9 protein-coding genes, 1 pseudogene and 1 riboswitch are annotated in these 10,251 nt (G+C 68.0%); of the genes and pseudogenes, 7 read left to right on the top strand and 3 right to left on the bottom strand.

The genetic code is table 11. The annotated features are described in order from the left end of the window. The first annotated feature begins 61 nt into the window (after positions 1-61). The 4 genes from msrB (at position 62) to AC07M7_RS14380 (ending at position 4,750) form a co-directional block, all read left to right on the top strand. Positions 62-634 carry a peptide-methionine (R)-S-oxide reductase MsrB gene (gene msrB / locus AC07M7_RS14395; protein ID WP_136639263.1) on the top strand — a complete coding sequence of 191 codons (573 nt, stop codon included), beginning with the start codon at positions 62-64 and terminating at the stop codon, positions 632-634. 2 nt (positions 635-636) lie between these two features. Continuing rightward, the gene (locus AC07M7_RS14390) at positions 637-2,406 is read left to right on the top strand and encodes a cytochrome c biogenesis protein DipZ (RefSeq protein ID WP_495207709.1); all 1,770 of its coding nucleotides are present in this window, start codon (positions 637-639) and stop codon (positions 2,404-2,406) included. A 14-nt stretch (positions 2,407-2,420) separates the two neighbouring features. Continuing rightward, on the top strand, positions 2,421-3,158 hold the full coding sequence (gene msrA, locus AC07M7_RS14385; RefSeq protein ID WP_495207708.1) for a peptide-methionine (S)-S-oxide reductase MsrA: 738 nt from the start codon (positions 2,421-2,423) through the stop codon (positions 3,156-3,158). 143 nt (positions 3,159-3,301) lie between these two features. Next, positions 3,302-4,750, top strand: a complete 1,449-nt coding sequence (locus AC07M7_RS14380) for an aminotransferase-like domain-containing protein (RefSeq protein WP_253077867.1) — start codon at positions 3,302-3,304, stop codon at positions 4,748-4,750. A gap of 75 nt (positions 4,751-4,825) precedes the next feature. Here the strand turns inward: AC07M7_RS14380 and bioD are convergent, their stop codons facing one another. Further along, the gene (gene bioD / locus AC07M7_RS14375) at positions 4,826-5,509 is read right to left on the bottom strand and encodes a dethiobiotin synthase (RefSeq protein ID WP_495207707.1); all 684 of its coding nucleotides are present in this window, start codon (positions 5,507-5,509) and stop codon (positions 4,826-4,828) included. A 68-nt stretch (positions 5,510-5,577) separates the two neighbouring features. Between bioD and AC07M7_RS14370 the strand changes: the two genes are divergently transcribed. After that, positions 5,578-6,060 (top strand): GAF domain-containing protein, encoded by a 483-nt coding sequence (locus tag AC07M7_RS14370; RefSeq protein ID WP_004140850.1) that lies wholly within the window; start codon positions 5,578-5,580, stop codon positions 6,058-6,060. Continuing rightward, a complete protein-coding gene (locus AC07M7_RS14365; RefSeq protein WP_125892467.1) occupies positions 6,057-6,419 on the top strand; it encodes a TfoX/Sxy family protein in 363 nt (120 codons plus the stop codon). Before AC07M7_RS14370 ends, AC07M7_RS14365 begins: the two co-directional genes overlap by 4 nt. Positions 6,420-6,510: 91 nt before the next feature. Here the strand turns inward: AC07M7_RS14365 and AC07M7_RS14360 are convergent. Beyond that, positions 6,511-7,087, bottom strand: a pseudogene (locus AC07M7_RS14360) (histidine phosphatase family protein). Positions 7,088-7,219: 132 nt separating this feature from the next. Then, positions 7,220-7,442: riboswitch (cobalamin riboswitch) on the top strand. Positions 7,443-7,556: 114 nt separating this feature from the next. Here AC07M7_RS14360 and btuB point away from each other — a divergent pair. After that, positions 7,557-9,398, top strand: a complete 1,842-nt coding sequence (gene btuB, locus AC07M7_RS14355; RefSeq protein WP_495207706.1) for a TonB-dependent vitamin B12 receptor — start codon at positions 7,557-7,559, stop codon at positions 9,396-9,398. Positions 9,399-9,539: 141 nt separating this feature from the next. Here the strand turns inward: btuB and gph are convergent, their stop codons facing one another. Beyond that, on the bottom strand, positions 9,540-10,196 hold the full coding sequence (gene gph, locus AC07M7_RS14350) for a phosphoglycolate phosphatase (RefSeq protein WP_136639258.1): 657 nt from the start codon (positions 10,194-10,196) through the stop codon (positions 9,540-9,542). Positions 10,197-10,251 lie beyond the last annotated feature (55 nt).

Genomic DNA, 10,251 nt, shown 5'->3' with positions numbered 1-10,251 from the left:
TGAGGATTCGTTGACCCGGGCGGGCGCAGCATGGCCCCGTCGCCCCTTCCCGGAGTCCGCCATGTCCCTCACCCGCCGCCATCTGCTGGGCCTGGGCGGTGTTGCCACCGCCGCCGGCCTGCTTGGCCTGGGGGCCTGCAGCCGCGCTGCCCCGGCCGCCGCCGAAGCGCGCCCGTCGCGACAGTTCGAGGTGATGCACAGCGATGCCGACTGGCGCCAGCGACTGACCCCGGCGCAGTACGCGGTGCTGCGCCAGCAGGCCACTGAGCGCCCGTACAGCAGCCCGCTCAACAAGGAACATCGGCAAGGCACCTTCGCCTGCGCCGGCTGTGCGCAGCCGCTGTTCTCTTCCTCCACCAAGTTCGAGAGCGGCACCGGTTGGCCCAGCTTCTGGGCACCGCTGCACAACGCCATCGGCGAAGACCGCGACGTCACCTTCGGCATGCTGCGGGTAGAGGTGCACTGCCGCCGCTGCGGTGGTCACCTCGGCCATGTGTTCAACGACGGCCCGCGTCCGACTGGACTGCGCTACTGCATGAACGGTGCGGCGATGGTGTTCGTTCCCGGCGCCACTGATGGCACCGCCGATGGCTGGCGGGTGCCGGTCGGTTCTTCCTCTGCTTCCGGAGCCTGACGATGCTGCTGTTGCTGCTTGCCTACCTCGGGGGCGCGCTGACCCTGCTCAGTCCCTGCATCCTGCCGGTGCTGCCGTTCGTGTTCGCACGCGCCGACCGTCCATTCCTGCGCAGCACGCTGCCGTTGCTGCTGGGCATGGCGCTCACCTTCACCGTGGTCGCCAGCCTGGCCGCCGTGGGCAGCCAATGGGTGACGCAGGCCAACCAGGTCGGGCGCTGGATCGCCCTGCTGCTGATGGCGCTGTTTGCCGTGGCGCTGCTGTGGCCACGACTGGCCGACCATCTGCTGGCGCCGTTCCAGCGTGTGGGTGCACGCTTGAGCGCACGCGCCGATGCCGCGGACGCCGCAGGACGTGGCGGCGCATGGACCTCGCTGCTGATCGGCGTCGCCACCGGTCTGCTGTGGGCGCCCTGTGCCGGTCCGATTCTTGGCCTGGTGCTGACCGGTGCCGCGCTGCACGGTGCCAGCGTCGGCACCAGTACCCTGCTGCTTGCCTATGCATTGGGTGCGATCACTGCGCTGGCGTTGGCGGTGTGGGTCGGCGGCCGCGTGTTCCGTGCGCTGCAGGCGCGGCTCGGCCTCGGCGACGCACTGCGCAAGGTGCTGGGCGTGGCCGCACTGCTGGCTGTGGTGGCGATCGGCCTGGGCTGGGACACTGGCCTGCTGACCCGCCTGTCCACGGTCAGCACCGCGCGCATCGAGCAGGGCCTGCTGGACGCCGTGCCCGGTGCGCAGCCGGCGGCACCGCCGATGATGATGATGGCTGGCCCCAATGCGGGTGCAGATGCACCGCTGCCAGTGGAAGGCACCCTGCCCGCACTGGACGGTGCCACGGGTTGGCTCAACAGTCCGCCGCTGACCGCGCAGCAGCTGCGTGGCAAGGTGGTGCTGGTCGACTTCTGGACCTACTCCTGCATCAACTGCCTGCGCGCGATGCCGTTCGTGCACGAATGGGAACGTCGCTACCGTGACCATGGGCTGGTGGTGATCGGCGTACACACGCCGGAGTTCGCCTTCGAACGCAACCCGAGCAACGTGATGAAGGCGGTGCAGGAACTGAAGGTCGAGTACCCGGTGGCGCTCGACAACCAGTACACGATCTGGCGCGCGTTCAACAACCGCTACTGGCCGGCGCAGTACTTCGTCGATGCACAGGGCAACATCCGCGGCCACCAGTTCGGCGAGGGCAACTATGCACGCTCGGAGCAAGTGATCCGCCGGCTGCTGACCGAAGCCGGGCAGACCAACCTGCCACCACCGGCCGACCCCGCCGCAGCCGACCTGCAGGGCGTGGCCGTGCAGGCCGACATGAGCAACCTGCGCTCGCCGGAGACCTATCTGGGCCACGCGCGTGCCGAGCAGTTCGCCTCACCCGGCGGCCAACGCAGCGATAGCCCGTTCGACTACACGCTGCCAACCACCCTGGCACTGAACCAGTGGGGCCTGTCCGGACGCTGGACCGTCACCGACGAGGCCGCGCAGCTGCAGCAGGCCGGTGGCCGCATCGCCTTCCAGTTCCACGCGCGGGACCTGCACCTGGTGCTGGCACCGATCCAGGACGGCACGCCTGTACGGTTCCGCGTGTGGCTGGACGGCAAGCCGCTGACCGCTGCCGATGCCGGCAGCGATGTCGGTGCCGATGGCAGCGGCGTGGTCAATGAGCACCGTTTGTACCAGCTGGTTCGCCAGCGCGGCACGGTCGGCCCGCACCGCTTCGAGATCGAATTCCTCGACACGGGCGTGCAGGCCTACGCCTTCACCTTCGGTTGAAACGGGAGCACACGATGAAACTCTCTTTTGAACAAGGTATCGCCGCCGGTGTCGCCGGCCTGGTGGCTACTGCATTGATCGCTGGCGTGCTGCTGGTCGACCACGGTGCAGTCGCGGCACCGCTGGAAGCCAGCGCGCAGGCCAAGGCATTACCGGCGCCCAGCGGCGACGCCGCGTTCCGCGATGACGCCACCCACGCCAGCGTTGTGTTTGCCGGCGGTTGCTTCTGGGGCGTGCAGGGCGTATTCCAGCACGTCAAAGGCGTGAGCAATGCAGTGTCCGGCTACATCGGCGGCAGCGCCGCCGATGCACGCTATGAGCGGGTCAGCAGCGGCCAGACCGGTCATGCCGAGGCGGTGAAGATCGACTACGACCCACGCCAGGTCAGCTATGGGCAGCTGATGCAGGTGTTCTTCTCGGTGGTGCACGACCCGACCCAGCTCAACCGCCAGGGGCCGGACCACGGCAGCCAGTATCGATCGGCGATCTTCTCTGATGACGCGCGCCAGCAGGCTGCCAGCCGCGCCTACATCGCCCAGCTCGGCCAGGCCGGCAGCTATCGCGCGCCGATCGTCACCCAGCTCGGCAACGGCCAACGTTTCTACCCGGCCGAGAGCTACCACCAGAACTACATGACCAACTACCCGCAGGCGGCCTACATCCGCTACTACGACGCACCGAAGCTGGCCGCGCTGGGCAGGCAGTTCCCGGCGCTGTACCGGCGCGAGGCGGTGCTGGTTCCGATGCGCTGACGGCTCTACACACAAAAAAAAGACGCACGGCCATCCAGCCGTGCGCTTGGGAAGTATCGGCCACGCCCCGATCAGGCCCGTCCGACAACGACATGCTAGGCTCGCCATCATCATGGGTACAGAACCAGATGGCGGGAAGCTCGATGGATACAGATGACCAGAGCGCGATGATCCCACCCCGCTACCAACGGCTGTCGGATGAACTGGCCGAAGCCATCCACGGCGGACGTCTTCCGGTTGGCAGCCGCTTGCCTTCGCTGCGGCAGATGGCGTCGCAGCGCCGGCTCAGCCTGAACACGGTGATCGCGGCCTATCGGCAGCTGGAAGATGCCGGCCTGGTGATTCCGCGGCCGAAGGCCGGCTTCGAAGTTGCGCCGCGGCTGTCGGTTCCGGAACGTTCGCTGCGCGACACTCCGTCCGCACCCACCGCGCCGCTGCAGCAGGTACTGATGGCCCGCGTGCTGGAGGCACAACGCCGCTCCGGTGTGATCGATCTGGCCTTTGCCGGTCCGCGCGGACGCCAGTTCTATCCCGGCGCACAGCTGGCCCGGCACACCGCGCAGGTACTGCGCCACGGTCAGCAGACAGTGGAAACCTACGCGCGCCCGAACGGCTCGCCGCGACTGCTGGCGCAGATCGTGCGGCGCGGTCCGCGCATGGGCCTGCACACCCACAGCGAGCGGCTGCTGCTGACCCACGGCGCGATGGAAGCCCTGCAGCTGGCCTTGCGTGCAGTGACCCAACCCGGTGATGCGGTCGGCATCGAAGCACCGTCCTACTTCAACCTGTACCCATTGCTGGCCAACCTCGGCCTGCAGGCCATCGAGCTGCCCACCCATCCGCAGCACGGGCTGGACGTCGACGCATTGGACGCACTGCTGGAGCACACGCCGCTGGCCGCACTGGTGGTGATGCCGACCGTGCACAACCCGCTGGGCTGCACCATGCCGACAGTGGCCAAGCAACGCCTGGCCGAACTGGTCAACGCGCGCCAGCTGCCACTGATCGAAGATGCGGTGTACGCCGAACTGCAGTTCTGCGAGCCGCCGGCACCGCTGCTGAAGGCGTTTGATCGCGATGGCTGGGTGATGGTGGTCGGTGGTTTCTCCAAGACGCTGGCGCCGGACTACCGCATCGGTTGGCTGGACGGGGGGCGCTTCGCCGAGCGCATCGCACTGCTCAAGTTCCAGTCCACCGGTGGCGAACCGCAGCTGCTGGGCGATGCGGTGGCGGCGTATCTGGAAGCAGGCAGCTACGAACACCACCTGCATCGCATGCGCCGCTTGTACCGCGAACAGGTCGGTCGCCTGCGCCAGCTGGTGGCCGAACACTTCCCGGCCGGCACCCGTGCCACCGAGCCACAGGGTGGCTTCCTGCTGTGGCTGGAACTGCCGGGGGTGGATACCCGCGAACTGTTCGAACGTGCGCTGCAGGAGGACATCGTGTTCATGCCCGGCCAGGTGTATTCGCGCGGCGCGCGCTACCGTCACTGCTTGCGACTCTCATGCTGCCAGACGCTGGATGCGCGCTTCATCGGTGCGGTGGAGCGGCTCGGTGCGATCGCGAAGGAGCTGGCAGCTGCAACACGGTAGTGCCGGCCGCTGGCCGGCAACCTCGGGATCGCCGGGTGGATGCAGTTGCCGGCCAGCGGCCGGCACTACTCAGGGTCACTCGAGCAGATGCGCCGCCAACGCTTCGCCATTCGCCCCCGGAAGGTTGGGCAACCGCCCCCAGCACGGCATCGGCAGGCGCTGCTGCAGCGTGGCGATGTTGTCATCCTGGCGCTGCATCGCCGGGTCGATATGATTGCCGATCCAGCCCAGGCACTCCACGCCGCTGGCCTGCAGTGACTGCGCGGTCAGCCGTGCGTGGTTGACGCAGCCCAGCCGCATGCCGACCACAAGCACTACCGGCAGATGCAACGCACGCACCAGATCGAGCTGGTCCAGCGTGGCCGAGACCGGCGCCAGCCAACCGCCAACGCCCTCCACCACCACGATGTCTGTCTGCGCGCGCAGGCGCTTGAATGCAGCCACGATCGGCGCCAGCTCCACCTGCACGCCGTCCTCGGCAGCAGCCAGCTCCGGCGCCAGCGGCTGCCGCAGCGCATACGGGTTCAGGTCGGCATAGTCCGGCAGCGGCCAGCTGGCCGCCTGCAGCGCCAGCGCGTCCTCGTTGCGCAGGCCCTGTCCCAGATCCTCACTGCCGCTGGCCACCGGCTTCATGCCGACCGCGCGCAGGCCGCGCCGGCGCAGTGCATGCAGCAGCGCGGTGCTGGCCGCGGTCTTGCCGATCTCGGTATCGGTGCCGGTGACGAACAGGGCAGGCGGCAGCGTGGCGGGCAACGGCATCGATAAGCTCCAGCGGGGCAACAGAGCGTGCATTATCGCCGGCCCGGCGCGCTTGCTAGACTGCGGGCATGTTCGCCAATGCCTCGCTTACCGGCAGCAAGCCGGAACAATACGCCCAGCTGCTGGAACAGGCCCGTGGCCTGGTCTACGCCGAGTCCGACCGCATCGCCAACGCGGCCAACCTCTCGGCACTGGTCTACCACGCCCTGCCCGACCTGAACTGGGTGGGCTTCTACCTGTACGACGGCAAAGAGCTGGTGGTCGGTCCGTTCCAGGGCCTGCCGGCCTGCGTGCGCATCCCGCTGGACAAGGGCGTGTGCGGTGCCGCCGCCAGCCAGCGCGTGACCCAGCGCGTGGATGATGTCGATGCCTTCCCCGGCCACATCGCCTGCGATTCGGCCTCGCGCTCGGAACTGGTAGTGCCGTTGCTGCGTGGCGATGAACTGATCGGCGTGTTCGACATCGACAGCCCCAAGGTCGGCCGCTTCGATGCCGACGACCAGGCCGGCCTGGAAGCCATCGCCCGCGTGTTCGTCGAGGCGCTGGGATGAGCGCACCGAAGCTGCGCAACATCGGCCCGAAGAGTGCGGCGTGGCTGCGCCAGGTCGGCCTGCGCAGCCGCGAAGACCTGGTTGCGATTGGTGCCGTGGGCGCCTTCGTCAAGGTCAAGCGCGCAGGCTTCAAGCCCAGCCTGAACCTGCTGTACTCGCTGGAAGGCGCACTGCTGGACTGCCATTGGCAGGAACTGAGCGAGCCGCAGCGCGAGGCGCTGGTGCAGGACTATGAGGCGCGCATTGCCGCACATCCGTTGAAAGCGGCCGGCCCGGCCTCGGGCCCGGTGCATGAGCAGCGCTTCGACACCGATGATGACGCGGAAGACAGCGTGGCCGAGAGCGCCGACGAGGATTGAAGCCTCCGCGTTCCTGGGGATGCCGGCCAGCGGCCGGCACAACCACTGTGATGCGGGATCGGTAGCGCCGGGCCATGCCCGGCGAGTGGGCTCAGGGCTGCTGCAGCTCCAGCAGCTCGCCCACCACACTTACCTCACCGCGTTCCAGCCTCACCCGCAGGCGGGTGCCGTGGTCGATGCGCAAGGCCCAGCACAGCGACATCGGCAGGCCACAGACCTGCGACAGCACCATGCGCAGCGGGCCGCCATGGCTGACCACCAGCGTCGGCACCGGATCGTCATCATCGAGCAGGCGATCCAGCGCGCGCGATGCGCCGCTCGAAGTGGCCCCAGCTTTCACCGTTCGGCGGTGGGTACGCATGCGGATCTGCGTGGAAGGCCGCCAGTGCATCCTCCGGCAGGTCGAACAGCGACTGCCCGTCCCAATCACCGAAATCCAGTTCTTCCCATTCCTCGTCCGCGTCCACGTCCAGCCCGCGCGGGGTGGCCAGTGCCATGGCAGTGTGCAGCGAGCGCAGCCGCGGCGAGCTGATCACCCGCTCCCAAGGAAGCCCGCCGTAGGCCTCGACCAGTTCCTGTGGCAGGCGGGCCAGCTGCGGCGGATCGCTGCGGCCATCAAGGAATTCATCGCGACCATTGCCGGCGTGGCGGACCAGGTCGAGGATCATGCGTGCGTCCCATGCGGGCGACGCAGGTACAACGGAAAACGGGCGGACATCGGCAACTGCACCACGGGATCTGAGGGGCCATTCTAAGGGCAGTCGAGCAAGCTCGACGCTACGCGCTGCCTGCGATGCCGTAGACTGCGCGCACTTCCAGGTGACCTGCGGCCATGGCCGGCAGGTTGAAACGGGAAGCCGGTGACGCGTGATTCCACGCCATGCCGGCGCTGCCCCCGCAACGGTAAGCACGTCAGTTCCAGGCAAGACCGCCACTGTGCCGCAGGCATGGGAAGGCGCCTGGACGGTGGCCTCGCGCCACCTGGCGGCAAGCCCGGAGACCGGCCCGGAAGCCTCAGGTCGCGATGCGGTGGGCATGGCGCTGGATGACGCGGCCTGTGCTGCGGCATCGGCGCGTGCCAGCCTTCGCGGCTCCTCCCCTTCGCCACGCGGGCGTGCGTGGCACCTGGAGTCCCCCATGAAGCTGCAGTCCCGAATGCTGTCCCTGGCCGTGCTGGCCGCCCTGCCCGCGCTGGCCCAGGCCGCCGATGACACCACCGCGCTCGACCAGATCCTGGTCACCGCCACCCGCACCCCCATCGCCCTGCAGGACAGCATCGCGCCGGCGCAGGTGATCGACCGCGCGCAGATCGAATCCAGCCAGGCCACCTCGCTGCAGGAACTGCTGCGCGGCCGTGCCGGCATCAACCTGACCAACTCCGGCGGCCTCGGCAAGCAGAGCTCGCTGTTCCTGCGCGGCACCAACTCGGGCCACACCGTGGTGCTGGTCGATGGCGTGCGCATCAACAGTGCCGACCTCGGCCTGGCCATGTACCAGGACCTGCCACTGGCGCAGATCGAACGCGTCGAAATCGTACGCGGCCCGCAGTCAAGCCTGTACGGTGCCGATGCCATCGGCGGCGTGATCCAGATCTTCACCCGCCGCAACCAGGGCGACTTCGCCCCGCACTTCCAGCTCGGTGGCGGCAGCAACGGCCTGCGCGAAGCCAGCGGCGGCATCGGCGGTGGTACCGAGCGCGGCTGGTTCGGCGCTGACATCGCCTACCAGCACTCCGACGGCATTGATGCCTGCCGCGGCTCGGCTACGCTGTTCGCCGGCTGCTTTGCCGACGAACACGACCGCGACGGTTACCGCAACCTGTCCAAGAGCCTGCGCGGTGGCTACAGCTTCAACGACCAGTGGACCGTGGAAGCCAGCGCACTGCGCGCCGACGGCAAGAACCACTACGACGGTTACTACAACTACTCCGAAACCCGCCAGCAGGTGCTGGCCGGCAAGGTGCGCTACACCCCGTCCGAACGCCTGGCATTCACCGCCAATGTCGGCCGCAGCGACAACGAGTCGGACAACTTCGGCGCACCGGGTGTGTTCGGCAGTGCACAGACCCATCGCAACAGCGCCTCGCTGCAGGGTGACATCACGCTGGCCGAGGCCCAGCTGCTGAGCACCGGCGTGGACTGGAGCGAAGACAACCTGGATGGCAGCAGTGCCGGCTACCTCGTCGACAGCCGCCGCAACACCGGCGTGTTCGTGCAGTACCAGGGCCGCTTCGGCCGCCATCAGTTGCAGGTCAGCGCGCGCAACGACGACAACCAGCAGTTCGGCAATCACGCCACCGGCAGCGTTGGCTGGGCCATGGAACTGGGCCACGGCCTGCGCGTCAATGCCAGCTACGGCACGGCGTTCAAGGCACCGACCTTCAGCGACCTGTACGACCCGTGGAGCGGCGTGCCGACGTTGAACCCGGAAAAGTCCAAGAGCGCCAACCTCGGTGTTTCGCAGCAGGGCCAGGGCTGGCATTGGGGCCTGGACGTGTACGAAACGCGCATCGATGATCTGATCACCTACGATGCATTCACGATGAAAATGCAGCAGGTGGAGAAGGCGCGCATCCGTGGCGCCGAACTGACCGGTGGCGTGCTGCTGGCCGGTTTCGACATCAATGCGCAGCTGAGCTACACCGACCCGCGCAACCGCACCCACGGCAGCACCCAGTTCGACAACTGGCTGCCACGCCGCGCGCAACAGACCGCACGCCTGGACATCGACCGCCGCTTCGGCGATTTCCGCGCCGGCCTGACCGTGCAGGGTGCGGGCAATCGCTATGACGACGCGGCGAACAGAGTGAAGGTTGGCGGCTACGGCACGCTGGACCTGCGCGCCGAGTACGCGCTGACGCCATCGTGGTCGCTGCTGGCGCGTGCCGCCAACGTGTTCGACCGCAGCTACGAGACCGTGGCGTGGTTCAACCAGCCCGGTCGCGAGTACCAGTTGAGCGTGCGTTACCAGCCGAAGTGAGCGCAACGTTCATGGTAGTGCCGGCCGCTGGCCGGCAACATCATGACCTTCGGCAGCGCATTCCGGGTTGCCGGCCAGCGGCCGGCACTACCCATTGCGTCGGGCCGGGTTACCGCCCGGCGACCGGCGTTATCCGTTGAATCAGCCCTGCAACCCTGGCAGTTCACGCAGGTCGTCGATCACCGCCACCGCATGCGCAGTGGCCAGGTCCAGGCCGCGCGGGTAGCCGTAGCGCACCAGCGCGATCGGCATGCCGGCATCTTCGGCGGCGCGGTAGTCGGTCAGCGAATCACCCACCATCAGGCACTGCCCCACGGCCAGGCCGAAGTGCGCGGCGATGTGCCGCAGCGGTTCACCACTGGGCTTGCGCTGCGGCAGCGAATCGCCGCCCAGTATCAGCGCGAACGCATCACCGATGCCCAGGTGCTGCAGCAGCGGTGGCACCAGTGCTTCGGGCTTGTTGGTGCAGATCGCCAGCGGCACATTGCGTTCACGCAGCTTCGCCAGCGCTTCAGCAACGCCATCGAACAGGCGCGGGCTGCGCAGCAGGCATTCGCGGTAGTGCACCATGAACACTGGCATCACCTCGCTCATGTCGACCTCGCGGCCGGCCGCATGCACGGCCTGCTCCACCAGGCGGCGCACTCCGTCGCCGATCCAGCCCAGCACGGTAGCCTCCGGCACGCGCGCAACGCCGATGTCTTCCAGCGTGCGGTTCAGTGCTTCGGCGATATCGGCGGCGCTGTCGACCAGCGTGCCATCGAGGTCGAACACGACCAGCGGATAGGGATACGACAAGGAACGGCACCTGCATGACGTGGGGCCGTCCATTGTACGTCGCCCCTTTTTGGCA

The sequence above is a fragment of the Stenotrophomonas sp. GW821-FHT09E08 genome (assembly GCF_059416125.1).
The sequence above is the reverse complement of the archived record's forward strand: the minus strand, read 5'-3'. Positions and strand labels throughout refer to the sequence as shown.

Coding starts and splice junctions, on each gene's coding strand:
- msrB (WP_136639263.1), top strand. CDS start 62: ATGTCCCTCACCCGCCGCCATCTGCTGGGCCTGGGCGGTGTTGCCACC.
- AC07M7_RS14390 (WP_495207709.1), top strand. CDS start 637: ATGCTGCTGTTGCTGCTTGCCTACCTCGGGGGCGCGCTGACCCTGCTC.
- msrA (WP_495207708.1), top strand. CDS start 2,421: ATGAAACTCTCTTTTGAACAAGGTATCGCCGCCGGTGTCGCCGGCCTG.
- AC07M7_RS14380 (WP_253077867.1), top strand. CDS start 3,302: ATGGATACAGATGACCAGAGCGCGATGATCCCACCCCGCTACCAACGG.
- bioD (WP_495207707.1), bottom strand. CDS start 5,509: ATGCCGTTGCCCGCCACGCTGCCGCCTGCCCTGTTCGTCACCGGCACC.
- AC07M7_RS14370 (WP_004140850.1), top strand. CDS start 5,578: ATGTTCGCCAATGCCTCGCTTACCGGCAGCAAGCCGGAACAATACGCC.
- AC07M7_RS14365 (WP_125892467.1), top strand. CDS start 6,057: ATGAGCGCACCGAAGCTGCGCAACATCGGCCCGAAGAGTGCGGCGTGG.
- btuB (WP_495207706.1), top strand. CDS start 7,557: ATGAAGCTGCAGTCCCGAATGCTGTCCCTGGCCGTGCTGGCCGCCCTG.